Below are 22,493 nucleotides of genomic sequence, written 5' to 3' on the forward strand. Positions count from 1 at the left end.
CACAGGCACTGTTGGTTCCAGCGACCGCCTCCCTATCGATTTGGATGTTGTTGGCTGTGTGTCAGTCGATATCGGTTCTCGACAGCGGGGATCCGGACCCTCATATGGTCCGGCGAACGCCGCCGCCATGTGGAGCGACGGCGCCGGAGACGTAGCGGACTTGGACCTGGCGCCGCCGCAGCAGGGTCCGTAGCAACGCGGACAGACCGGTGGTGATGTCCACCGCCCAGCAGACTCGCCGACCGACGGCCGAGACCTCGGCCATGACAGTGAGCAGGGCGGCCCCGTCGTTGGCGACGCGCTGGGAGTAGACCAACCGGCCGTCACCGTCGACGGCGGCCACATGATAGTGGGCCTTGCCGATATCCACACCGATCCACAACTTCGTCACCGGGCGCTCCTTCAGGGGTTAATTCTGGAGGTGGCCCTCGTCTGCGGATTCGGACTGCCGGCACCTTCTCAGCTGCGAACCGTGTCGCGAGTCTCCATCAGCGGTCTACCGGATCTACAGACGAACGAAGCAGCGGGTTGGCATCTCCTACCGTCAGCCAACATCTCGGCGAAACCTTTGCGGCCATGCCCACCGCTTCCTGGACATGAGCTTTCTACCCGCCGGCTCGTCGCGTTCAACTGGTGCGTGGGCGCGGGGCGGGGAGCGGTTGGCACATCGATCGTCAGCCACATTTTCGGCGGACCACACACAGCCATTACCGCTCCCCACCGGCTACGCGCGCGCCTACTTGTCAGGTGCCTGGCTGGGCTTCGAGGAGGAACTTCTTGGTGAATTGCAGGGCGGTGATGGTCTGGTCGATGCTGGTGGCGTCGAGTTCGGCGCCGCCGTCTCCGCCGAGGAGTTGCAGGTAGGCGAAGGGCTGCGCGCCGTCGGTGAGGCTGCTGATGGTGATGTCGATGCTGCCGGGCCTGCCGGCGGTGGTGTAGGGAACGCTGGTGATGGGGCCGCTGTGCAGAAGGTGGTTGCCCAGTTGGCGATACTCGGTGATCTCAGTCTTGTTGTGGCCACTGCACCACGGGAGACGGTGAGGGCAGGGGAAGGCCGGATCGCCACCGACGGTCACGCCCTCGATGGGCTTCCATGGCCACGTCGTTGCTGCGGTTAGACCTGCGGTCTGGACGAGCTTGAGCAGGTGCGCGGCGAGGGTACGGGCCTCAGCCGGGGTGAGCCGCAACTCGGCCTGCTCGGACTTGATGACATGCACGCGCGCCCTGGTGGAGCGGTAGTGCTGAGCGACCGTGACCTCAAGTTGCTCCGGGCACCCCTCGGCGGCCGTCTCGAGCAGCAGGTCGATCAGGGTTCCACCGGCGGAAAGCAGGTCGCCGAAATGCGTGCGGTCCTCGTAGGCGTCCTCGGGTAGGTGACTACTGCCGCACCAGGAAGGGCATGCGGTGTCCTGCCAGAACGGGCCGCCCGACGCGGGTTCGGGTGGCATCGGCACTTCTGCGAGTTCAGCAGCGCGGACGAGCAGGTCAGCGAGGTGTTCTGCCTCCGCCGCTGCGCATCTCACCCAAGCGTCGGTGGCAGTGGGATCGCGGTACAGGGTGATCGCAGGGTGAATCTCATCAAGGTGCTGCACAAGCCGGATGACCAATGCCGCCGGCACCCGCCGGTGCAGGCGGGGCGCGCGTTCGCCAAGGTCAACAGCGTCGGCCAGCGACAGCCGCATTTCGACCCGGTCGCCTTGGTGGCGGCGATCTACGCGCCGGTCGTCTTCGAAATGGCCCTGCACACACCACACTGGATCTACCGTGCCTGGGGCGGCAGCCCCTGCCGTCGCGTCCGGCGCGACCGCCTGCTCCGACGGCGGCGTGGACCGTCCGGGTTCGTTGCTCACCCCAGAGTTGGGCGCAGTTCGACGCCGAGGCGGGCTCGACTGGTCGGCGGCGGGATTAGCGAGGTGGGGGACGTTCGGCTGTAGGGCCATTGGGATGGTGGGCTCCTTTCACGGCACGGCATGTCGCATCACGCGCGGTGAGCCAGTGTCCTGTCGGGCGCACCAGCGGAAGCGGACGCCTTGTGCGGCTCAGCCGTGTTTGCCCGGAGGCTTCGGCAGCACAGGTCATCGCCTACACCGTGCGCACCGCAGTCATGCCGTCTGCGACAACCTCGCCGCGACCTATTCGGCCGCGGTCGGGGATGTCACGGGCAGGCAGGCCCGGTGGCGGAGCCTGCGCAGTACCCACCGGCGCCACATCAGGCGGCGCAGCCCGAAGCGGTAGATGATCGCGCACTCCATGCGCGCGACGATGGCGTTGATTCCGCGAGGGCCGAAGTCGCCGAGCAGCATCTCGGCGCTCTTGGTGATGGGTGGCTGCTGCCAGGCAATCGCGCAGGCGGGTCCGACCAGGGGGTTGATGTCGGCGAGGCAGGCGTCGAACACCTCGCTCATGGCGCGGCTCTCGGCGGCGATCCATGCGCGGGATTCGGCGAGTTGTTCCTGCAGGGTGTGGCCACGGTCTGCTAGGGCGGTGAGGGTGGAGGCGTCGTCGCTGGTCCGGCGGCGGATGCGGTAGGGGTATTCGGCCCAGGCGACGAGGGTGCGCACGGCTTGGGCGTAGCGTTCTCGGCGTGCCGTGGCATTCGCGCGGGTGTTGCCGAGGATGATGCTGATCAGGCCGGCGACCACGCTGGAGCCGAGGACGGCCAGGGCGATGGTGATGGTGGGTGGCTGGGTGGTGGCGGGATCTGCGGCTTGCGCGAGCGTCGTTAGGTCCGTGACCAACGGCCGAGTTCCTTTCGCATCGCGGTCGTGACGATTCGGTGTGGAGCCTGCCGGTCGTCGCCGTGGGGAGCATCCTCGCACGGCCATTCACGACTGCGCCGCCATGCCTCCTCGAAGATCAGATGCCGGTGTACGAGTGTGACCAGGGGCTCTAGTCCATCTTCCGGGAGCCACCGCAGCGCGGGGTCGTCGCGGTTGTACTGCAGGCAGAGATCCCGAAGCTGTGGGTTGCGGTGCTTGAAGGGACGGCTGCTGCCGGTGCGCGGGTAGGCGTGCACGCGTTCGCCGGGCGGCAGGATGACCAGCCTGATCTGCTCGACTGGGTAGCCGTCGGTGGCGAAGGCGGGAAGTGGTAGCAGGGTCAGTTCGAGGCGGGCGGCGCCCAGCGCGGTGGTGTGGCCGGTGGCCTGCGCCACGCCGAACACGTCGGCGTGGCGCAGGAGGTGGTCGGCCGCCGCGGCGGGATCCTGCAGAACCGCCGTCACCGGGTACGCCATGACCTCGCCGGCCGGTTGGTCTGGGTGCCACGCTGCGAGGTCACGGCCCGGCCGGTGGAGGTGATGCTGCCCGCGCTCAGTGCGGTCAGCGCCTGCGCGGCGGGCTGGGCGGCCGGGGCGGGGAACGGCTCACCGAACACCGTGTGCCAGATATCGATCGCGGCCTGATGTTCGCCGTCGGCGGCGAGCCGCTGCGCCTCGCGGCCACGCTTGGCCGCGATGCTGAACGTCTGACTGAACTGGGACCTCTCGCCCGGTGTCCAGTCCTTGGCGAGGTTGTCCACGCCAGTCGGGTCGTACACGTTGCCCATGACCGCCTCGGCCGCGTGGTCGAGTGCGGTGACCGTGGCGGTGGCGTGGGACATCCTCGTCGTGATCGCCGCGTACCACAGGGACTCGATGACCAGGCCGCACAACTTCTCCAGCGTGGGCTGGTTGGTCTTGAACGACTTGCCCATTCGGACCTGGTGAACGAAGGCGCCGACGGTGGCCAGGTTGCGTTCAGTGATCACCCGCCGCAGGGTGCGGGTGTTCGACCACTCCCACCGGTCGAGGTCACGGTCGGCGATGAACACGCCCTCCACGGTGTCGTAGTCCTCGAAGGCCGGCACCAGGTCGAACGTGAAGGCGCAGTCCGCGAACATGACCTGCAGCGCGTGGGCAGGCTGCTTGTCCTCGTCAAAACGGGCGTCGGGCCAACGAGCGGCGACCACCTGGCGGATCGCCGCCATCGAGGCGGCCGGGCCACCCTTACCTGCGCCGAACCACCGTTGCCGGTGATCCTCGGCCAGCAGGACGACCATGTCGACGTCCTTGAGCGGCTTGAGCATCGTCTTGCGGGCGAAGCTGCCCTGCAAGAAGGTCGACGAGGCGATGCCCGCCTCCGTCAAAACCTCGGTGACCTCCTGGTGACGGCGCTGAGCCTGCTCCCGTTCGCGCCGATCGAGGTTCAGCGCGGCGTCGAACTCGCCGAACGCCTCCCCTGTGGTTCGTGGTGCCATCTATACACATCCGTTCTGACCCGCCGGTCCGTGGCGGTGTCGTCGTAGCCGGCAAGACCTGACCGCACCGTGCGGCCAACCCTCCGGCTTCATCCCTTCCGATCTTACTTAATTTTTCGACGTCATGTTCCGCATAGGCTTCCGCGCCAAAAGGGTAGCGTTCGGCGCGGCAGTCCGGCCTTACGCCGCGAACCGACCAGAATCGGATGCAAGATCAAGAGCGGAGGAGACAGAGTGAGCGCGCCGGGGTTCCAGGGGGCACGCCTGCGGATGGCTAGGGAGCTAGCCGGGCTCAGTCAGGCCCATCTCGCTGGGCAGGTAGCCGTCTCGCCGGCCGCTGTCAGCCAGTTCGAGAGCGGCGCCGCCCGGCCCAGTCCCGAGACGCTCAACGTCCTGAGCGTGACGCTCGACGTGCCCGTCGAGTTCTTCAACCAACCCCTCGTGGAGACACACGAGGGATTTTTCCGATCGCTGCGCCGTACCGCGGTCGCCGATCGCCGCCGGGCACGCGCCGTCGCCCACGTCGCCCACGACCTCGCGGTCCACGCCACCGCCGCCGGGCAGTTCCCCACCGGAACCGTCCCGCAGATCCGGGCCAACAGCCTCGATGCCGCCGGCGAGGAAATCGAACGCATCGCCGGGCAGGTCCGCGAGGAGTGGAAACTACCCTCCGGACCTATCAGCAACGTCGTGGACCTCCTCGAACACCACGGCGTCGTCGTCATCCGCCTACCGTTAGGAAGCACCGACGTCGACGCGTTCTCCCTGCCATTCAACGACCACCCGGTCGTCGTACTCGGCACGGACAAAAACGACCGCGCCAGATCACGCTTCGACGCCGCCCACGAGCTGGCCCACCTCGTGCTGCACGGCGAACAAATCTGGGGGGTCAAAGAAGTCGAAAAACAGGCACACACGTTCGCCGCCGCGTTCCTCATGCCTGCCGACGAAATTGCCGACCAACTGCCCAACACTGTCGACTGGTCAAGACTGTTCGAACTCAAGCGCTACTGGCAGGTCTCGCTGGCCGCGCTGCTAATGCGCGCCCGCACGCTCGGTCGCATGAGCGAAGGCACGTACCTAACCGCGATCAAGGCCGCCTCAGCTCGCGGATGGCGACGGGTCGAACCGGTCCCGCTCGGCACCCCCGAGCGCCCCTACCACCTACGGAACTTCCTCACCTCGACCGCGAGCGGAACCGCCCGCCAGCAGATGCCCACCTCTGTCATCCCCGCACTCGCTGCAGCTATGTAGCGCGCAGTCACTGACCAACCGGCCCGTCAAGGGCATGCCCACCGGACCAGCGACGATCCTGGCTTGGTCGTTCGTCCGCACCGACCAACCCTTCGACAACACCGCCAACCAGGTCGCTCTCGCACGGGCCGAGTCGGACCCGGTGACTGATTGAGGTGGACGGCGTCGTCCACTATGGTCGGCATGGAGTTGAGACCGCCCGCGCAAAGCGACCGCCGGCAAGGACTGAGCAAGGCTGCCGAGATGGTCGTTTCTGCGATTCCTGGTGTTGGGGGACCGCTCGGGGTCGTGCTCGCCGACGTACTCGCGCGGCCGTACAACCGACGCATGGAGGAGTGGCTGACCGACCTGGCCGTCGCCCTGCGTGAGCTAGAGGAACGTGTTGGCGACTTTGAGCACCTCTCCAACAACGAGGCGTTCGTGGACGCAGTGGCGGCGGGAACACGGATCGCCGAACGGAGCCGTCGGGAGAAGCGCGAGTTGCTCCGTAACGCGGTGCTCAATACCGCCCTCGCTGTCGATCCGGACGAAGACCGCCAGCATGTCTTCTTCGATCTGATCGATCGACTCCCGCCAGTCTCGCTGCGCATGCTCAAGTTCTTGGCAGACCCGCAGTACCGCGAGGACATGATTGGCAACGAGCCGCTGTTCTCGCAATCGGAGTTGGTGCTTGTCGCCGACATCGCGCACCGGCTATCTCCGATGCAACCTCGGGGCGATGACAGCGGCGACGTTGAGGTCCTCCTCGACAAGCAGTGCGAGCGCCTCAGGGACGAGGGCCTGCTCGATGTCGGCGCACTCAGCGAAGCCGGGTACAACGGCGATCACAGATACTTCGCCCACCATGTCAGGCTGAACGCCGTCACGCGGTTCGGTCGGTCCTTCCTGGCCTTCATCGAAGACCCACGCGACCCCGACGCCTGAACAGGCGCCGGCGGGGTTGACTGCGAGGATCTAGGGTCTGCCGCAGGCGCGGTCGACTGTGAGACTGAGAGGGTGGTGGCGAGAGCGGCTGCTGCCGGCTTCAGCGCGATCGCTGCGGGCGTCTCAGGCGATCCACGAGGTTCAGGTGAGCGTGGGAAAGGCTGGTACATGGCCATCGAATACAGGTTGACGTTGGAGGGGGCCATTCCCCTTGACCAGATGGCCGAGTACGTAATGCTCAACCCCACCGACCGGGCTGTACCGGCCGAGATGCCAGGGCTGCTCAGTGCCGACCTGCGGGACCGGCAGAGCTTTACTCTGATCGTCAGACATGGCCGCGACGGCTACTACGAGGCCGACGATGACGGTTCGGACTGGGCGTGGGAACTCGATGTCTACGTGAACCTGACTTTCCGGATGGCCAAGGAAGGCGATGCTGAGACTGGCGTGCGGAACATGCTGGAGGCTGTCTCGCGCCTACTTGCTGGCCGCCCCGAGGACGCTGCTCTGATCCTGAACGGTGACGTGCTGTTGTTGACCCGATCAAGCGGCGTGCTCCGCAAACACCGCCGGGAGCTGTGGTGGAACCGCTACGGCTTCGTCAACGACGTCATTCCGGATTAGCGCTGAAAGCCCCATACATGGCGACGACACCCAGCAGGGCGGCCAACTCGATGATCGCAGCCGCCCTCGCGACCGGGTCGAACCGCGCTAACTCGGATTCAAACGCTGGCTCGTTGTCGTTGTGCACCAGCTCGGCTAACTTGGCCAGCGAGTCGAGCTGGAACAGGCAGCGCTCGCTGACGGCTGCGTCCGCGACGATGTAGACCCACGGGCCACGGCGCACCAGCGCGGTCGCCATTCCGGGCCTAGTGCCCCGTCTTTGAACGTTGATCGTGTAATCCGTCGGTTCTGAGAAGCAGTCAGGCAGGCTGTCTCCCAACGTATGACGCTGTGGGAGGTGGTGGCCGGTGGGTAGACGGCCGGAGGTGTTCGTCCGGCAGGTGTCGATGGCCGAGGGTCAGCGGTTGCAGCGGATCACCCGGACCGCGAAGGACCCGGTGAAGCTGCGCCGGGCGATCGTGGTGCTGATGTCCGCCCAGGGGCAGCCGGCCCCGGACATCGCGCACCTGCTCAAGACCAGCGAGGACTACGTGCGGGACGTGATCCACGCGTTCAACGATCGGGGGTTCGACGCACTGAACCCAAAATGGAGCGGGGGCGCACCGAGACGGATCGATGAGCAGACCAGGGACTGGATCTGCGTCATCGCCCGGTGCGACCCCCGCTTCCTCGGCAGACCGTTCTCCTGCTGGTCCCTGACCAAGCTGCGCGACTACCTCGTCGAGGCCGGCTACGTCACGACGATCAGCGTCGAGACCGTCCGGCGGATCCTGCACGAACGCGGCGTGTCGTGGCAGGCCAGCAAGACGTGGAAGGCCAGCACCGACCCCGACTTCACCGCGAAGATGCGCCGGATCCTGAACCTCTACGATCACCCACCCGCCGACGGCCGGGTGATCTGCATCGACGAGTTCGGACCGCTGAACCTGCAACCCCGCCCCGGCCGGGCCTGGCGACCCCACGGCCAGCCGGTGCGGCTGCGCGCCACCTACACCCGTGACCAGGGCGTCAGGCACATGATCGCCGCCCTCGACCTGGCCACAGGAAAGCTGCACTACCGCATCCGGGACCGCAAACGCTGGCGCGAGTTCCTCAGCTTCCTCAAGACCCTGCGCCGCCGCTGGCCCGACCAGCGGCTGCACCTCATCTGCGACAACTTCTCCCCGCACAAGCACCCCGAGGTCCAAATGTGGTGCGCTGGCAACCAGGTCGACCTGGTGTTCCTACCGACGTACTCGTCGTGGCTGAACTGGATCGAGGCCGAGTTCGCCGCCGTGCGTTACTTCGCGCTCAACGGCACCGACCACCGCACCCACGCCGAGCAGGACGCCGCCCTCGGCGACTACATCCGCTGGCGCAACCAGAGAGCCCGCGCGAAATCCGGATTCGCCACCAATCCAAGATCCGCCACCCCGATTACCCGTTCAGGGCTGCATGACGAGGCACTAGCTGGCGGCGGCTGTCAGCGTACCGCAGGGACCCTCAGTAGCCGTCAGCGCTGGCAGCGCGGTCTGCGGATCGCACACCGATCGCACACGCCCGGGCAGCGACCGGCCCCCGGCACCGTCGCGCACGGCCGCTCAGGACTGGCCATGGACCCGCACCGACAACCGACCACACATTGAGCACACGCGATCGGCCTGGAAGGAAACTCGCGCCCTGGGCCGCGACCCCTCAGTCCACGACGCCTCGGAACAGGGGACCATGGTGCGGTAGTTCGCAGGTCTCGGATGGGCGACCCGAGCGTGGTCCCTGGCCAGCGTCGTGACGGCCTCGGGCAAACGGGCGTCCTCGTCCCAGCCCTGGTAGTGCTGCTGGTACTCGGCCCCGTGCACGAACAAGTGCTCATGGGCGAGGGCCATACCGGCTCGGCGCTGTCGATGGCCGATGTTCACATCTGCTGGCCAACGCACTGCGGGGCGGGGTTTAGCTGTGCTGGACCTGTCCGATGAGCGTGATGCCGAGGGTCATCACCCCCAGCGCGGCGGCCCCGGCGCTGATCACGATGGTCGATGATCTCGCGCCGTCGTTCCACCGCAGGAACCCGATCAGCCCGGCGGCGAGCAGGCCGAAGACGGCGACCAGCGCGTAGGCGATGACGGTCAGTGCGGTGTGCGGCATGGTGGACTCCACTCGTCGAAGGGGATGGCCACCACCGTCTGTACGAACGCGGGAACCGCCCCACGCGCGGACCGATTTCTACCCGATCATGAGCCACGTCTCCACTCGTCGAGGGATTGCTGCACTTTCCGCGTGGGGGACCGCCTTGCCGATGACAGAAGGCGTCGCAACGGGGTCGGATGAGAGGGGGTGGAATGGCCGACGAGGACGGCCATGAGGCACGACTGGCCGCTGACCGCAAGCTCTGGGGCATGGTTGCGGCGGAGCACTTCGCCGGGCGGTCGTGGAGCCGCCTGGTCGACGTGATAGTCGCAGCCGCTGTCATGCAGATGCGCCGCGATCTGCGCACCAAACAGATCTTTCGTCACTGCGCCCGACGGGGCTGGCTACTGCACGCGCCCGACTGCTGGGCACACGCCGACCAGGACGGCATGGTGCAGGAAACCATCGCAAAGGCCCTAGAGGTGTTCGTCCGGCGGTGCCGGGCCGGTGAGGGCTGGGATCCGGACCGGGCATCCACCTTGCACGACTACTTCCTCGGTTTGTGCCGCGGCGAGTTCGCCAACATCTTCCGCCGCTGGCTCACCAGCGGGAGCAGGCACGAGGTCGAACTGCCATCCGACGATGCCGGAGCGGCCGCGCTGCGCTCGGAACAGGACCCCGCGCGATCGGCTCTGGCAAAGGTAGTCCTTGACAAGATCAAAGATACGGATGTGCTGTCTGATCTGCAGCGGAAGTTACTGTTCGGGCACGCCTACGGACTGACCTACGACCAGCTCGCGCAGCAGTTCGGCACCTCGGCCAAGGCCGTCGAAGGCCAAATCCACCGGGCTCGGCGACAACTTCGGAAGGAGGGGATCACATGGTGAACGCTGGCCAACCGACTTACTCCGGCGTTGCACCGCTCCAGGACGCTGCGCGGCAACGGCACGCCCCGAACCTCGAAGCCGACCTCGAATTCGAAGACCTGCTCCGCGCGTCCTCGCTCGGCGCTGCGATCGCCGATTCGGCCCCCCAGGACCGAGTGACCGACGAGGACATCATCGCAATCCGAACCCGCGCGGGCGTGCCGCGTGCCCTGTCCCGGCGCAGCCGGCCCGACCCGGACCTCGTCCGGGAGGGAGTGTCAATCGATCACGGCCAGGACGAGGAGCCCGAGGTGTGGGCGCTAGTCGAGCGAACTCAGGCCGGCGAAGCCGAGGCGTTCGCACTGATCTACGACCGATACGTGGACAACGTTTTCCGCTTCATCTATTTCCGTGTCGGCAACCGAGAACTCGCCGAGGACCTGACTGCGGACACTTTCCTGCGCGCGCTCAAGCGAATCGGAACCTTCACCTGGCAGGGCCGCGACCTGGGCGCCTGGCTGGTCACCATCGCCCGCAACCTGGTCGCCGACCATTTCCGGTCCGGCCGCTACCGGCTGGAGGTCACCACCGGCGACGTGCTCGACGCCGGAACCGAAGGCGGGGGACCGGAAGGCAGCCCGGAGGCCTCGGTCATCGACCACATCACCAACGCTGTGCTGCTGACTGCGGTCCGGAGGCTGCCCCCGCAGCAGCAGGAGTGCATTGCGCTCCGCTTCCTGCAGGGCTTCTCAGTCGCCGAGACAGCTCAGGCGATGGGTAAGAACACGGACGCGATCAAAGCACTGCAGTACAGGGCCGTCCGCGCGCTGGCTCGTCTTCTACCAGAGAACTTCCAGCCCTAGCCAGCCGCACCCGATGTCGGGCGGGCAAGGACTTCCCGCCCGCCCGACAGAACCGTATCAGGCTTGACGTGCCAGAAGAGAAAGTCGCCGCTGCCGATGTATCCCCACGACATGAAGTTGTCACCGGGCTCGAACCAGGGTGGGACTTCGACACGGCCCCGGGGCCCGCTGCCACGCATCACCCAGATGTCGGCCCTTGGCGGAACTGGACGACACCGACTGGAACGCTCCGGTAGACGGCACCATCGTCCGTACCCACCAGCACGCCGGCGGGCGCCCGTAAAGGGGACTGAGTACGGACGATGTGCGGGCAGCGCGAGCCATCGGTCGGTGCCGGCGGTCTGACCACGAAGACCCCACACCCTGGCCGACGGACGTGGCTGTTCCCTCGCTACCCGTATCACCCAAGGTCAGTCAGCCGATAGCAAGACACTGATCCTGATGCTGGGCCAGATCCGTGTACCTCGACCCGGCGGTGCCGGCCGACCCGGTAAGCGGCCCGACTCGCTCACTAGGGGACAAGGCTGTACTCCTCGCGAGCCAACCGGACCGCTCTGCGGGACAAGGGCATCACCACGGGCACCCCCGAGCCCAACGATCAGATCGCGAATCGGAAGCGGCGGGGACGACGCGGTGGCCGGCCACCGACGTTTGATCCTATTGCCTACAAGCGGCGTAACCAGGTCGAGCGGGGCTTCAACCGGCGAAGACTGGCGTGGACTCGCTACCAGGGACGACAAGTTCGGCACCCACTTCCAGGCCACTCTCGACCTGGTCGAGACCCTCGAGATGGCTACGCGCCGTCGCCGATCATCAAGATCCGCGAGACAGAATCTAGGCGCTTCGGACTGGAGGTGAGCGGCGCAGCGGCACAGCGGGCCGGTGTGCACCGTCCGTCCCATCTCCCATCGCTCGGCATGCGACGAGGTGCTGTGATGGCCGGGCCGCGCTGGGTCAAGATGGGAGACTTCCGTCGGGGGTAAGACCCTCATGGTTGATCCGCGCGGCGAGCGGGCCATCTCGCTCGGCGAGCGTCCGCAGCCATCGGTGCGCAGGTCCGCGCGTACCGGCGTCGACTTCTGCACGAAGCTCGTCGTCGCGTCCTTGCTTCGCGAGGAGGTCGACGAGTCGATAGGCGGCGTGCTCGTCATCGAGGTCGGCCCGTGCCCTCAGCATCTCGATCGCTCCATCTACCTGGCCCTGCTGTATCAGCAGGTCGATCAGGCGGTAGGAGGCACGCCAGTCGCCGAGGTCAGCCCGGGCCCTCAGGACCTCGATCGCCTCGCCTACCCGCCCTCGTTCCAACAGGAGGGTAGATAGCCGCACCGCGACGTGCCCATCTCCGAGGTCGACCCGGACCCGCAACACCTCGATCGCCTCACCCTCCCGCCCCTGGTCCACGAGCAGACTGCTCAGCCGACCGGCGGCGCACCAGTCGCCGAGGTCGGCCCGGGCCCGCAACACCGTGATCGCCTCGTTCACCCGCCCCTGCCTCACCAGCAAGGCGGACAGCCGGTGGGCGGCGTCCCCGTTGCCGGCGTCGACGCGGTCCCGCAACACCTCGATCGCCTCACCCTCCCGCCCTTGGTCCACGAGCAGACTGCTCAGTCGACCGGCGGCGTGCGAGTCGCCGAGGTCGACCCGGCGCTTCAGCACCTCGATTGCCTCACCGACCCGTCCCTGCCTTAGAGATCAGTTCAGAATGATCGGACGGAGTGTCCGTCGCCGCGTGGGCCGATGCGTCGAGACTGCGTGGCGTGTTCGACCAGATGCTGACTGACGAGTTGTGGCTGCGGCTGGAGCCGTTGATTCCTGTGCCTACCCGTCGTTACCGCTTCCCCGGGCGGCGTCGTACCGACAACCGGGCGGCGTTGGAGGGCATCCTGTTCGTGGTACGCACCGGAATCCCCTGGAACGACCTGCCCACCACGGCGTTCGGCGCCTCCGGCGCCACCTGCTGGCGACGGTTGAAGGAATGGCATGAGGCCGGCGTGTGGCAGCGGTTGCACGAGGGCCTGCTGGCCGAACTCCGCGCGGCCGGGCTCTTGGACCTGGCCCACGCCGTGGTCGACTCCTCCCACCTACGGGCGCTCAAAGGGGGGATCACACCGGTCCCAGCCCGGTCGACCGGGGCCGGCTGGGCAGCAAGCACCATCTGATCACCGATGCCACCGGTACACCGCTGGCGGTGATCCTCACCGGCGGCAACTGCTACGACGTCACCCAGCTCATTCCGCTGATCGAGGCGGTCCCACCGATCCGCGGCCTGGTCGGGCGACCGCTGCGCCGACCCCGCCACGTCTACGGCGACCGCGGCTACGACCACGACAAGTACCGGCGCCTGCTACGTCAACACGGCATCACCCCACACATCGCCCGCCGCGGTGTCGCCCACGGCTCCGGGCTCGGCAAGAAGCGGTGGGTAGTCGAGCGGACGATCGCCTGGCTACACGCCTTCAAACGCCTACGAATCCGTACCGAACGCCGAGCCGACGTACACCAAGCGATGCTCAGCCTCGCCAGCGCCATCATCTGTCTACGGAAGCTGGTGACCTCATTCTGAACTGATCTCTTAGATCGCTGGTGATCGGTACCGGCCGGTCACCATTGCCATACTTCGATAGCCTTTGCTGCATGACTCAGCTCGACCCGCCGACGCCCAGACTTCGGCGACGCACCCTGATCTTCGTCCTGGTAGGAGTCCTCGGCCTGACGCTGATTGGCGGCGGCGTGGCCGCGTTTTTCGTCTTCCGCGACACCGAGCCGAGAACGGCGACCGGGCTCGTCGACGCCTACCTCCGCGCACTACAGGACGCCGACGTCGACCGCGCCCTCACACACTGGAATGACAACGACGGCTTGTCGGCCGACATGCCGCCCACGCAGCAGCGGGTCAGGACCTACCTCGAAGAACACCGCGACGACTACAAACGGGCGCTGGCCGGCAAGACCTGGACGCTGCGGGAGTTCCCCGGGGTCGGCACCGGTGTCGGCGTCGACGTGACGATCGGTAGTGCCAAGGAAACCTATGTCGTGGTCCATTCGCGGGGCGACTTCGCCGACCTGTCGATCTTCACGGGTCCGGAGGACGCGCTCGGCTTGCCGGACACCGACGGCATCGCCCTCATCGACGGGGCCTGAGCAGGCGCTGATGCGCCGTTGTGGGCCCGCTGGATGAGCACAACGCAGGCCAGCACCACCAGCGCCGCCGCGATGGAGACCGTGCTGGCATCCCGCCCAGCAACAGCGCCCACCAGGTCCGGGTGAGCACCGGCTGCCCGAGCGGTATCTGGCCGACCTCAGCGATGCTGCCGCGGAGGGACGGCATTGAGGCTGTCGATGGTTGCCTGCTCGGCTGCGGCGGTGTCAGCGGCTCGACGAGAGTTGACGAGATTGACGCAGCTCATGGCGTTGATATAAGTATAGGTTGGCGCTCACCACTACGCAGTGGCCCGGCCCATCACACTGGGGTCCAGCGCATCTGCTTGACGCAGGATCGCGCTGTTGACAGCTTTAGGCCACATAGCCTCGTAAATCTCTGCGCCGGTGTAACGATACCTGGGCCCTCAGTCGCTCCGCTACACAAGTGCCAAATCCAGGAATTACTGGAAGGAGTTAACGCAGATGCGGTCATTGCGTCGGCACCGTATTGTTCTACGGTTCCGAGAAGTCGCTGTTCTCGCGTCCGCCGTTGTGCTGGCGGTATCGCTAAGTGTCCTTCCGGCCCAGGCGGATAGTAATGCGGGGTTGAATAAGTCGGTGACGGCTTCCAGTGTGGAAACCGAAAACGGCAGTGAGGCCATGCTGGGGCCGGAGAGAGTCGTTGACGGGAACGCCAGTACACGGTGGGCTTCCCGGTTCAGTGATCCGCAATGGGTCAGGGTTGATCTGGGTACGCGGCACTCCGTCAACCGGGTCGTGCTGAAGTGGGAGAACGCTTACGGGCGTTCCTACGAGATCCAGGTCTCCAACGACGACCGCACCTGGACCACCGCATTTTCCACCACGACCGGAGATGGTGGCATCGACGACGTCAGCCTGGCCGCCACCGCACGGTACGTGCGCGTGTACGCGACACAACGTGCCACCGCATGGGGCTATTCACTGTGGGAATTCGAAATCTACGGCCAGACGGGCCCGGTATCCCCGACGCCATCGTCGTCGCCATCTCCGCCCCCGTCGGGCTCGTACGCCGTAAGGGTGAGCGACAACAACCGTTTCCTGGTGAAACAGGACGGGCAGCCTTTCTATTACCTCGCGGATACCGCCTGGGAACTCTTTCACCGGCAGGATCGCGAGGATACGGATACCTACCTCGAAGACAGGGCGGAGAAGGGCTTCACGGTCATTCAGGCGGTGGCGCTCGCGGAGCTCGACGGGGTTTACACACCGAACGCCTACGGATACCTTCCCCTCAGGAACGGGAACCCGGCGACTCCGGATGTGAGGGACGGCCCCAACAACGATTACTGGGATCATGTCGACTACATCGTCGACAAGGCCGAATCGCTGGGAATGTACATGGGCTTCCTCCCGACCTGGGGCAGGTGGATCAACAATGACCGCATCTTCAATTCCAGCAACGCGTACACGTACGGTAGGTTCCTGGGCGAGCGCTACAAGAACGACCCCATCATCTGGATCCTGGGCGGCGATCGTCCGGCGGACACTGCCGAGCGGAAAGCGATCTGGCGCGAAATGGCCAGAGGTATCGCGGTGGGAGTCAGCGGTACGGAGGACTACGGCAGGGTGCTCATGACGTACCACAGTTGGGCGGAGACCTCGTCATCGGACTGGTTCCACAACGATGCGTGGCTGGACTTCAACGCGATCCAGTCCGGCGCGAAGCGGTGGAACAACCCGTGTCTCTACGAGTGCCCCGCCCATGACTACGGCCTGGTACCGGTGAAGCCTACCGTAGATATCGAGGTGAACTACGACGACAGTGTGGTGAACTGGGATCCTGACCAGTGCTGTTACACCGACTATGACGTGCGGAAGGGCTCCTACTGGTCCATGTTCGCCGGCGGATTCGGAATAACGTACGGAACCAGAAACATCTGGCAGTTCTGGACGCCTGACAGGAGCCCCGTGTCGTATCCGCAGAAGTACTGGTACGACTCCCTGGACCTCTCTGGTGCATTCCATGTGGCCATACAGAAGGAGCTGATGCTCTCCAGGCCGTTCCTCTCCAGGGTGCCGGCACAAGGGCTGCTGGTGTCAAATCCGGGAAGCGAGGGAACGCGTATCCAGGCGACCAAGGATGAGGACGGCGCCTACGCCTTCGTCTATATCCCGAACGCGAACCGGTCAGTTTCGGTAGACCTGTCCCAGATATCCGGCAGCACCGTGAGCGCATGGTGGTTCAACCCGCGCGACGGAAAGGTCTACACGCAGAACGGCAACGTCACCACCAGCCCGTTCGGGCAATTCCCCAACGCCGGCAGCAGAGCATTCACGACACCGTCGAGCGGCCCGGACTGGGTCCTTGTACTCGACGATGCATCCCGAGGGTTCACCACTCCGGGGACGTGAACCGGCTCCCGACCCGGGCGGGTTGGGCCCTGATGTGAGCGCACGCCGTGCTCCGGCGAGAGTTCCGAGTTGCTCCACGACTCGGAAACATGGCTGGAGACGGCATGCGTCTCTTTGCGACTGTCCCGGGAACCCGAACTGCCCTGGCGAACCAGACTTCAGTCTCTCCTCGGGTAGCCGGGCCGGTTGGGGGACGACCGCCACCGAGTGGGTCGACTGGTATAACAACCAGCGCCCGCACTCAACCATTGGGCACGTCCCATCGACCGAATACGAGTCGATGGTCTATGCCCAATCCCCGCCCTACGAGGTGGTTGGAGCCAACAGCTGAGGTCTCCACAGAACCCGGAGCGGTTCACCGGATGGCCGCCGCGTGGGGCGACCGCCCCTCGGACGCGGTCGCGGCCAGCGACATCGAGGCCATGCAACGACAGATTGCCTCGACCGCCCGGTCACGGCCACGGCTCGGCGAAGGAAGCGGGCACCTCGCGCGCCGAGGTAGCGGCCAGGGCGGCCAGATAGGGCAGGCCCTGCGTCGACCGCTCCCCAACCTATGGAATCCAGAGCTGGGCGCCGAAGTGAAGGAGCCCGCGACGTCGGGGCCGGTTGAGGGCCGGTGAGGGGAAGGCAGCCATCAGCACCCGGGCGGCCAGGCGGTGGTCGCGGATCGGGATGAGGGTGCCGTCGACGATGGTGATCTGGTCGACCCGGCGGCGACGCATCAGCGCGAGAGCGAGGAGGGGACCGAGGGTGTCGATGACCCGGTGGGCGGCGGAGTGCGACACCCCGAACAGTGGGCCGATCTGCCGCATGGTCAGGTTCGTGCGCCAGTACGCGGCGACCAGCAGCACCCGGTCCGGCAGGTCGAGAGACCACTGCCGGCCCGGACGGCCGTCAGCGATCGCGTCATCGCCACGCTCGTCGACCAGCTTGACGAGGCGGCGGAACTGGACGGGCTGCAGCCCGGTGAACGGGAAGATCCACTCCGGGGGGGGGCTGCCGAGATCACCTGCACCCCAACATGATCCACCATGGACCGACCACCCAGTTACGAGACATCCTTTGAAGTGACCCCTATCGGCCGGACACCTCGATGTCTGTCAGGGACTCTTGGTGGATCTTCTCGTAGGTGTCGGGGCTGACGTTACCCAGACGACTGTGCCTGCGGCGCGGGTTGTAGAAGCCCTCGATGTAGGAGAAGACTTCCATCTCCAGTTCGTGTCGGGATGGCCAGGCGCGGGTGTAGATGAGTTCGGTCTTCAGGGTGGCGAAGAACGTCTCGGCCATGGCGTTGTCGAAGCAGTCCGCGACCGAGCCCATCGAGGCCAGGACGCCACAGGAGCGCAGGGTGCGGCCGAACTCGAACGACGTGTACTGCTTGGGTTCAACCGGTGGTTGCAACGCCTGCTGGTTGGAGCAACCGTAGCTGCTCGTCGAGAGCCTCGGCGGGGGTTTTCCAGTCGAGGATCTTGCGTGGTCTGTTGTTGATCGTTGTCTGGACGGCGAGGAGGTCGTCGCGGTCCCAGCGGGACAGATCGGTGCCCTTGGGGAAGTACTGGCGTAGTAAGCCGTTGGTGTTCTCGTTCGTGCCGCGCTGCCAGGGCGAGTGCGGGTCGGCGAAGTAGACCGCGATGCCGGTGTCGATCTTTAGCTGGGCATGTGCGGAGAGTTCCTTGCCGCGGTCCCAGGTCAGGGATCGCAGCAGTTCCTCGGGCATGGCGGTCATCGTGGTCTGGAGTGCGTCCTTCATCGCGATGGCGCCGTAGCCGCCGAGGGCGGGCCCGTTCTTGACTGGCGGGACGGTTCCATAGCCTTCGAGGCGTGGCAGGTGGACCAGGAGCGTGTATCGGCTGGTGCGCTCGACGACGGTGCCGATGGCGGAGCGGTTCAGCCCGATCATGAGGTCGCCTTCCCAGTGACCGGGAACCGCTCGGTCCTCGACCTCGGCGGGTCGTTCGCTCAGGACGACATCGGCAGTGACGTGCCCTTGCGGCCTGTTACGAGAGCGTTCACGGGGCTTGCGCAGCGCCCGGCCGGTCCGCAGGCAGGCCACCAGCTCACGCTTGAGCGCGCCCCGTCCTTGGATGTAGAGCGCCTGGTAGATCGCTTCGTGGCTGATGCGCATGTCCTCATCGGCAGGGAAGTCGACGACCAGCCGTCGACTAATCTGCTCCGGGCTCCAGGCCGTCGCCCAGCGGCGGTCGGCGTGGTGCGGCTTGTTCAGCCCTTTCCAGGTCGTCGGGGGCCCGGCGGCGACTGTCCCGTCGGGACGGCGTAGCTGCCCGCTCAGTCGTGTCTGCACGTACTCCTGCAGTTGCGGGTTGCTCGCCAGCTTCGCCGGCTTGGGTCGCCGCGCGGCGACCTGCGCCTTCCACTGCGCCACGGTAGCCCGGTACTCGCGCTTACCGGCGCGGGTTGCGGCGTTGCGCCGCAGTTCGCGCGAGATCGTGCCCGGGTCCCGTTTGAGCTCCCGGGCAATCGCGCGAACACCATGCCCCTGCGCCTTGAGCAGAGAAATCTCCTCGCGCTCGGAATACGACAGGTAACGGCCGGAGGGCTCGGCCAGGCTCAACGGCGGCATCCCGCCAGCGTGACGAAACCAGCGCACCGCAACGGGCGTCGACACACCGAGATCGAGCGCCGCCTCCTCGGTGCGCTTGCCCTGCGCGATCAGCCGCCAGAACGCGCGCTCCACATGCCGTGCCGGCATCGGCCTACCCGGCGAACGCATCGCCGGCCGCAGCGCCCGATCCGCCTGCTGCTGACGTCGTGCCATCGAACACCTCCGCGATCACGAGGCGTTGCGACGACCAGTTGAATTCGCCCTGCGTGCCGCGATCCGAATGATGGATCACCTGCTCCGGTGCTGGTCGGCGATGCTGGATTGCCATGCCGACGGCGTCGAGGATCAGCTCGGTGCGTAGGTGATCGGTCATCGCCCACCCGACCACACGCCTGGAGTACGCGTCGACGACCACGGCAAGGTAGAGGAACCCTTCGCAGGTGCGCAGGTAGGAGATGTCCGCGACCCACAACCGGTTCGGGGCGGTGGCGGTGAACTGCCGCTGGACGAGGTCGGGCGCGGTCGCCGGCGTCGCGGACTTGCGGCGGGCTTTGCCGCGCCGACGCCGGTGGGCGCCCTCGATTCCGGCCAGGTGCATCAGCCGGGCCACGGCCTTGCGATTCCACCGGTGACCGCGATCGTGTAACTCGGCGGTGAGCCGGCGGGTGCCGTAGACGCCCCGGTGCTCCGACCACGCCCGTCTGGTCACGTCGACGCGGGCTTGGTCGTGACGTTTCCGGTCGACCACGCGTTGTCGACCGGCGCGTAGCCACTGGTAGAAGGCGCTGTGACCGACGCCGAGGAGCCGACATAACAGACGGACTGGATAGGCGGTCTTCTCCGCGGCGATGAACCGGTACAGGTCGGTCCGGTTCACCGCTCCGTCTCGCGTGCGAAGAAGACCGCGGCTTTTTTCAAGATCTCCTTCTCCAGCTCAAGCTGGGCGACCTGCCGCCGCAGCCGCAGTAGCTCGGCCCGCTCGTCAACACCCAGTTCGCCACGACCGGAGTTGCCGCCGTCACGTTCCTGTCGCAGCCGGTCGACCCAGTTACGCAGGGTCTCGTGGTTGACGCCCAGCTCACGACCCACATCACGGATCGTGCGGCCAGAATCCAGCACCAACGCCGCTGCCTGACGCCGGAACTCCTCGGGGTACTTACTCTGTCGAGCCAACGCGTTTCCTCCTCCTTGGCAGGATGCCAAGTCAGGAGGTGTCCGGTCTCAGGGGGTCACTTCACTTCAGTGTCTGTGGATAACCGGGTGTGTTATCCACAGGCTGAGCGTCGGATCTTTCCACTCTCCGGCCGCGGCTGGACCCTCCTTGCATGCGAACGCCGACCGTGACTCCATCAGCACCTCACGATCGGCGAGCCTGGCAGCGCCCGCACGATTCCGCTGAGCCGCCGCGGCGGCCGGGTGAATTTCGATGACTTCGCTGGCGCAGGTAGGCGCGCGTCTAGGACGCCTACGCCACCGCCGGACGGGTCGACCAGTGCGAACGCGCCTGGGCGGAGTCCCGCGACCGGCTCGCGAAACGGCACCCCGACCGCGATCCGGAATGGATGTACTACCTGACCCCCAACCACCTCGACTGCCAGGCCGGCTACGCGATGATCCTCGCCGGGCGGCAGGTCGTGGCGAACGGGCGAGCAAGCGACGGCCGAACCCTGCTCCGGAAAGGCGAGGCGCTACTGCGGACCGGCGCGTACGCCCGCCGACCCGACGTGCCCTACCAGCGGCGAGCCCTCTACGAGGGCGCCTGGCTCGCTCTCGGCTACACCGCCCACGGCAAACTCGACGACGCGTGCGCCGTCACCCGGATGGCCCTACCTCGGCTCGACCGCGTGCGCTCACCCCGCAGCAACGCTCTGCTCGGCACCCTGACGCAGGAGCTACGCCGCCGCAAGCGCAACCAGGCCGTCGCCGACCTGCTGCCCGAGCTGGAGAACGCGCTCGCACGCCAGCCGGCCTGACACTACGGTCGAGCGATGAGCCGCCGCGACCTCGATGCCCTGGTGATCGGCGCGGGAGTGTCCGGCCTCACCACCGCGGTCTGCCTCGCCGAAGCCGGGATGCGGGTCATCATCTGGACGGCTGAGCCACCCGAGCGGACCACGTCGTACGCCGCCGGGGCGATGTGGGGGCCGTACCACGTCGAACCCGTCGACCGGGTACGCGTCTGGAGCGCCCAGACCCTCGAAGTCCTGCGGCAACTCGCCACCGACCCACAGACCGGGGTGCGGCTTGTCTCCGGCATCGAGGCGTCTCGCAAGCCGGTTGATCCGCCGGAGTGGGGAAGCCAGCTCGGCGGGTTCCGGACGTGCGAGGTGAGCGAGCTGCCGGACGGCTTCGCCACCGGATGGCGGTACACCGCGCCGATCCTCGACATGCCGACCTATCTCGGCTATCTGCGAGGGCGGCTGGAGGCGGCGGGTGGCGGGATCGAGATTCGCCGGATCGACTCGCTCGACGAGGTCGTTGGCGTTGCGCCCGTGGTCGTCAACTGCGCCGGGATGGGTGCTCGGGACCCCGAGCTGGCCCCGGTCCGTGGGCAACTCGTCGCGGTCGAGAACCCCGGCATCACCGAATTCTTCTCCGAAGACACCGGCGTGTCACCAGACCTGCTGCATTTCTACCCCCACGGCGAGACTGTTGTACTCGGCGGCACCGCCCAGCCCGGCGAGTGGAACAGAGAACCCGACCCGGGCATTGCAGCCGCGATCGTCGCCCGCTGCGCCGAGATCGAGCCACGTCTTCGGGGCGCCCGAGTCGTAGAGCTGCGTGTGGGTTTACGTCCTACCCGGCCGTTTGTGCGGGTCGAAAAGCGGCAGTTTCGTTCTGCGCGGATGATCCACAACTACGGACACGGCGGAGCAGGCGTCAGCCTATCCTGGGGCTGCGCGGCGCAAGTGGTCGCAGGCAGCGGGTAGAGCCGAAGCAATGGTCGCCCTCCATTGGACTCCTGCCCTGGCTGTCAAGGGGCCAGATCTCATCCGGGCGGCCGATATCGTCGAACGAATACGAAGTCGTTAGACCCGGGTCCCAATTCCTCGGGTCAGGTGGTCGACTGTGGGATCAGGTCATGGACGTTGTAGGTATCCCACCAGGTTCGCCTGCTCTTGCGGACCTTCCCGTCCGTGCGTGTCAGCAGCAGCCAGTTGCCGTCGAGGGTCAGTGCCGCGTCTTCTGGTCGCCCGGCCAACACCCGCGCCACGGTCGCGACCATGTTTCGTGTTCCTTCCTCGGACGGTTCGTTCTTCTTCATCCGGAAGGTGATGTTGACGTACGTTTCCGGCTCCCACTCCCACTGGGAGCCGTCATCGTCTTCCGCGTCGTAGTACCCGCCGCGGCCCGCGTGGACGCTGACCACGTATCCGTACTGGTCGTTGAGGTCCGCCGTCAGCAGCCGTTCGGATCCGGGCAGCGGGGCTTCCTCGGTGGCGTCCGGGGCGGCGAGGTCGGCGACCTGTTCCAGTGGAATGGCGCCCGCGAGAGTCAGTCGGTATTCGATGGCCATATGTCCTG

At 66.5% G+C, this 22,493-nt stretch carries 24 protein-coding genes and 2 pseudogenes; 12 read left to right on the forward strand and 14 right to left on the reverse strand.

Going from position 1 to position 22,493, the window contains the following annotated elements; translation table 11 throughout:
- Positions 1–100: 100 nt before the first annotated feature.
- The 5 genes from ACQEUR_RS02245 to ACQEUR_RS02265 all read right to left on the reverse strand — a co-directional run bounded on the left by ACQEUR_RS02245 (position 101) and on the right by ACQEUR_RS02265 (position 4,236).
- Positions 101–391 carry an IS110 family transposase gene (locus ACQEUR_RS02245; RefSeq protein WP_433024500.1) on the reverse strand — a complete coding sequence of 97 codons (291 nt, stop codon included), beginning with the start codon at positions 389–391 and terminating at the stop codon, positions 101–103.
- Between the two features lie 352 nt (positions 392–743).
- Positions 744–1,745 carry a DUF6907 domain-containing protein gene (locus tag ACQEUR_RS02250; protein ID WP_433024502.1) on the reverse strand — a complete coding sequence of 334 codons (1,002 nt, stop codon included), beginning with the start codon at positions 1,743–1,745 and terminating at the stop codon, positions 744–746.
- A gap of 387 nt (positions 1,746–2,132) precedes the next feature.
- Positions 2,133–2,738: a hypothetical protein gene (locus ACQEUR_RS02255; RefSeq protein WP_433024504.1), complete on the reverse strand. Its 606-nt coding sequence runs from the start codon at positions 2,736–2,738 to the stop codon at positions 2,133–2,135.
- On the reverse strand, positions 2,723–3,235 hold the full coding sequence (locus ACQEUR_RS02260) for a hypothetical protein (protein ID WP_433024506.1): 513 nt from the start codon (positions 3,233–3,235) through the stop codon (positions 2,723–2,725). The genes ACQEUR_RS02255 and ACQEUR_RS02260 overlap by 16 nt, the downstream gene beginning before the upstream one ends.
- Positions 3,220–4,236 carry an SMODS domain-containing nucleotidyltransferase gene (locus ACQEUR_RS02265; RefSeq protein ID WP_433024508.1) on the reverse strand — a complete coding sequence of 339 codons (1,017 nt, stop codon included), beginning with the start codon at positions 4,234–4,236 and terminating at the stop codon, positions 3,220–3,222. Before ACQEUR_RS02265 ends, ACQEUR_RS02260 begins: the two co-directional genes overlap by 16 nt.
- A gap of 234 nt (positions 4,237–4,470) precedes the next feature.
- Between ACQEUR_RS02265 and ACQEUR_RS02270 the strand changes: the two genes are divergently transcribed.
- From ACQEUR_RS02270 to ACQEUR_RS02285, 4 genes are all read left to right on the forward strand, one after another.
- On the forward strand, positions 4,471–5,490 hold the full coding sequence (locus ACQEUR_RS02270) for a helix-turn-helix domain-containing protein (protein ID WP_433024510.1): 1,020 nt from the start codon (positions 4,471–4,473) through the stop codon (positions 5,488–5,490).
- Between the two features lie 10 nt (positions 5,491–5,500).
- Entirely contained in the window at positions 5,501–5,644 is a 144-nt protein-coding gene (locus ACQEUR_RS02275; RefSeq protein ID WP_433025885.1) for a hypothetical protein, read from the forward strand.
- Between the two features lie 29 nt (positions 5,645–5,673).
- Entirely contained in the window at positions 5,674–6,414 is a 741-nt protein-coding gene (locus ACQEUR_RS02280) for a hypothetical protein (protein ID WP_433024512.1), read from the forward strand.
- A gap of 168 nt (positions 6,415–6,582) precedes the next feature.
- The gene (locus ACQEUR_RS02285) at positions 6,583–7,038 is read left to right on the forward strand and encodes a SitI3 family protein (RefSeq protein WP_433024514.1); all 456 of its coding nucleotides are present in this window, start codon (positions 6,583–6,585) and stop codon (positions 7,036–7,038) included.
- On the opposite strand, the gene ACQEUR_RS02290 is transcribed toward ACQEUR_RS02285, so the two are convergent.
- The gene (locus ACQEUR_RS02290; protein ID WP_433024516.1) at positions 7,025–7,276 is read right to left on the reverse strand and encodes a hypothetical protein; all 252 of its coding nucleotides are present in this window, start codon (positions 7,274–7,276) and stop codon (positions 7,025–7,027) included. The genes ACQEUR_RS02285 and ACQEUR_RS02290 overlap by 14 nt on opposite strands.
- Before the next feature lie 109 nt (positions 7,277–7,385).
- Between ACQEUR_RS02290 and ACQEUR_RS02295 the strand changes: the two genes are divergently transcribed.
- Positions 7,386–8,663: an IS630 family transposase gene (locus ACQEUR_RS02295; protein WP_433024518.1), complete on the forward strand. Its 1,278-nt coding sequence runs from the start codon at positions 7,386–7,388 to the stop codon at positions 8,661–8,663.
- Between the two features lie 301 nt (positions 8,664–8,964).
- Here ACQEUR_RS02295 and ACQEUR_RS02300 read toward each other — a convergent pair whose 3' ends face one another.
- Positions 8,965–9,171, reverse strand: coding sequence for a hypothetical protein (locus ACQEUR_RS02300; protein ID WP_433024520.1), 207 nt, complete (start codon positions 9,169–9,171; stop codon positions 8,965–8,967).
- 182 nt (positions 9,172–9,353) lie between these two features.
- Here ACQEUR_RS02300 and ACQEUR_RS02305 point away from each other — a divergent pair, with 182 nt between their 5' ends.
- Both ACQEUR_RS02305 and ACQEUR_RS02310 read left to right on the forward strand, forming a co-directional pair.
- Positions 9,354–10,028, forward strand: a complete 675-nt coding sequence (locus ACQEUR_RS02305) for an RNA polymerase sigma factor (protein WP_433024522.1) — start codon at positions 9,354–9,356, stop codon at positions 10,026–10,028.
- A gap of 3 nt (positions 10,029–10,031) precedes the next feature.
- A pseudogene (locus tag ACQEUR_RS02310) lies at positions 10,032–10,870 on the forward strand (sigma-70 family RNA polymerase sigma factor).
- Positions 10,871–11,824: 954 nt separating this feature from the next.
- On the opposite strand, the gene ACQEUR_RS02315 reads toward ACQEUR_RS02310, so the two are convergent.
- Entirely contained in the window at positions 11,825–12,526 is a 702-nt protein-coding gene (locus tag ACQEUR_RS02315; protein ID WP_433024524.1) for a tetratricopeptide repeat protein, read from the reverse strand.
- Between the two features lie 113 nt (positions 12,527–12,639).
- Here ACQEUR_RS02315 and ACQEUR_RS02320 point away from each other — a divergent pair.
- The 3 genes from ACQEUR_RS02320 to ACQEUR_RS02330 all read left to right on the forward strand — a co-directional run bounded on the left by ACQEUR_RS02320 (position 12,640) and on the right by ACQEUR_RS02330 (position 16,405).
- Positions 12,640–13,433, forward strand: a protein-coding gene (locus tag ACQEUR_RS02320; RefSeq protein ID WP_433025888.1) for an IS5 family transposase whose coding sequence is annotated in 2 segments (ribosomal slippage) — positions 12,640–12,964 and positions 12,964–13,433 — 795 coding nt in all. Because the reading frame shifts where the segments join, the coding sequence is not laid out codon by codon here.
- Between the two features lie 71 nt (positions 13,434–13,504).
- Positions 13,505–14,011, forward strand: coding sequence for a hypothetical protein (locus ACQEUR_RS02325; protein WP_433024526.1), 507 nt, complete (start codon positions 13,505–13,507; stop codon positions 14,009–14,011).
- 618 nt (positions 14,012–14,629) lie between these two features.
- Entirely contained in the window at positions 14,630–16,405 is a 1,776-nt protein-coding gene (locus ACQEUR_RS02330; protein WP_433024528.1) for a DUF4038 domain-containing protein, read from the forward strand.
- A gap of 641 nt (positions 16,406–17,046) precedes the next feature.
- Here the strand turns inward: ACQEUR_RS02330 and ACQEUR_RS02335 are convergent.
- The 5 genes and pseudogenes from ACQEUR_RS02335 to ACQEUR_RS02355 form a co-directional block, all read right to left on the reverse strand.
- Positions 17,047–17,420: pseudogene (locus tag ACQEUR_RS02335) on the reverse strand (helix-turn-helix domain-containing protein); the annotation flags it as partial.
- Positions 17,421–17,479: 59 nt separating this feature from the next.
- On the reverse strand, positions 17,480–17,806 hold the full coding sequence (locus ACQEUR_RS02340) for a transposase (RefSeq protein WP_433024530.1): 327 nt from the start codon (positions 17,804–17,806) through the stop codon (positions 17,480–17,482).
- On the reverse strand, positions 17,790–19,181 hold the full coding sequence (locus ACQEUR_RS02345; RefSeq protein ID WP_433024482.1) for an IS30 family transposase: 1,392 nt from the start codon (positions 19,179–19,181) through the stop codon (positions 17,790–17,792). The genes ACQEUR_RS02340 and ACQEUR_RS02345 overlap by 17 nt, the downstream gene beginning before the upstream one ends.
- Positions 19,120–19,845: an IS3 family transposase gene (locus ACQEUR_RS02350; protein WP_433024532.1), complete on the reverse strand. Its 726-nt coding sequence runs from the start codon at positions 19,843–19,845 to the stop codon at positions 19,120–19,122. Before ACQEUR_RS02350 ends, ACQEUR_RS02345 begins: the two co-directional genes overlap by 62 nt.
- Complete coding sequence (locus ACQEUR_RS02355) at positions 19,842–20,141, reverse strand: transposase (RefSeq protein ID WP_433024480.1); 300 nt, start codon at positions 20,139–20,141, stop codon at positions 19,842–19,844. The genes ACQEUR_RS02350 and ACQEUR_RS02355 overlap by 4 nt, the downstream gene beginning before the upstream one ends.
- 389 nt (positions 20,142–20,530) lie before the next feature.
- Here ACQEUR_RS02355 and ACQEUR_RS02360 point away from each other — a divergent pair, with 389 nt between their 5' ends.
- Together ACQEUR_RS02360 and ACQEUR_RS02365 are read left to right on the forward strand one after the other, a co-directional pair.
- Positions 20,531–20,941, forward strand: a complete 411-nt coding sequence (locus ACQEUR_RS02360) for a hypothetical protein (protein WP_433024534.1) — start codon at positions 20,531–20,533, stop codon at positions 20,939–20,941.
- Positions 20,942–20,956: 15 nt separating this feature from the next.
- On the forward strand, positions 20,957–21,898 hold the full coding sequence (locus tag ACQEUR_RS02365) for an FAD-dependent oxidoreductase (RefSeq protein ID WP_433024536.1): 942 nt from the start codon (positions 20,957–20,959) through the stop codon (positions 21,896–21,898).
- Positions 21,899–22,023: 125 nt separating this feature from the next.
- On the opposite strand, the gene ACQEUR_RS02370 is transcribed toward ACQEUR_RS02365, so the two are convergent.
- Positions 22,024–22,485 carry a SitI3 family protein gene (locus tag ACQEUR_RS02370; protein WP_433024537.1) on the reverse strand — a complete coding sequence of 154 codons (462 nt, stop codon included), beginning with the start codon at positions 22,483–22,485 and terminating at the stop codon, positions 22,024–22,026.
- Between the last annotated feature and the right edge of the window lie 8 nt (positions 22,486–22,493).

Source organism: Plantactinospora sp. CA-290183 (assembly GCF_050936375.1).
In the GTDB taxonomy this organism is placed as follows: Bacteria; Actinomycetota; Actinomycetes; order Mycobacteriales; family Micromonosporaceae; genus Plantactinospora.

Coding starts and splice junctions, on each gene's coding strand:
- ACQEUR_RS02260 (WP_433024506.1), bottom strand. CDS start 3,235: ATGGCGTACCCGGTGACGGCGGTTCTGCAGGATCCCGCCGCGGCGGCC.
- ACQEUR_RS02265 (WP_433024508.1), bottom strand. CDS start 4,236: ATGGCACCACGAACCACAGGGGAGGCGTTCGGCGAGTTCGACGCCGCG.
- ACQEUR_RS02280 (WP_433024512.1), top strand. CDS start 5,674: ATGGAGTTGAGACCGCCCGCGCAAAGCGACCGCCGGCAAGGACTGAGC.
- ACQEUR_RS02285 (WP_433024514.1), top strand. CDS start 6,583: ATGGCCATCGAATACAGGTTGACGTTGGAGGGGGCCATTCCCCTTGAC.
- ACQEUR_RS02290 (WP_433024516.1), bottom strand. CDS start 7,276: ATGGCGACCGCGCTGGTGCGCCGTGGCCCGTGGGTCTACATCGTCGCG.
- ACQEUR_RS02305 (WP_433024522.1), top strand. CDS start 9,354: ATGGCCGACGAGGACGGCCATGAGGCACGACTGGCCGCTGACCGCAAG.
- ACQEUR_RS02325 (WP_433024526.1), top strand. CDS start 13,505: ATGACTCAGCTCGACCCGCCGACGCCCAGACTTCGGCGACGCACCCTG.
- ACQEUR_RS02345 (WP_433024482.1), bottom strand. CDS start 19,181: ATGGCACGACGTCAGCAGCAGGCGGATCGGGCGCTGCGGCCGGCGATG.
- ACQEUR_RS02360 (WP_433024534.1), top strand. CDS start 20,531: ATGTACTACCTGACCCCCAACCACCTCGACTGCCAGGCCGGCTACGCG.
- ACQEUR_RS02365 (WP_433024536.1), top strand. CDS start 20,957: ATGAGCCGCCGCGACCTCGATGCCCTGGTGATCGGCGCGGGAGTGTCC.
- ACQEUR_RS02370 (WP_433024537.1), bottom strand. CDS start 22,485: ATGGCCATCGAATACCGACTGACTCTCGCGGGCGCCATTCCACTGGAA.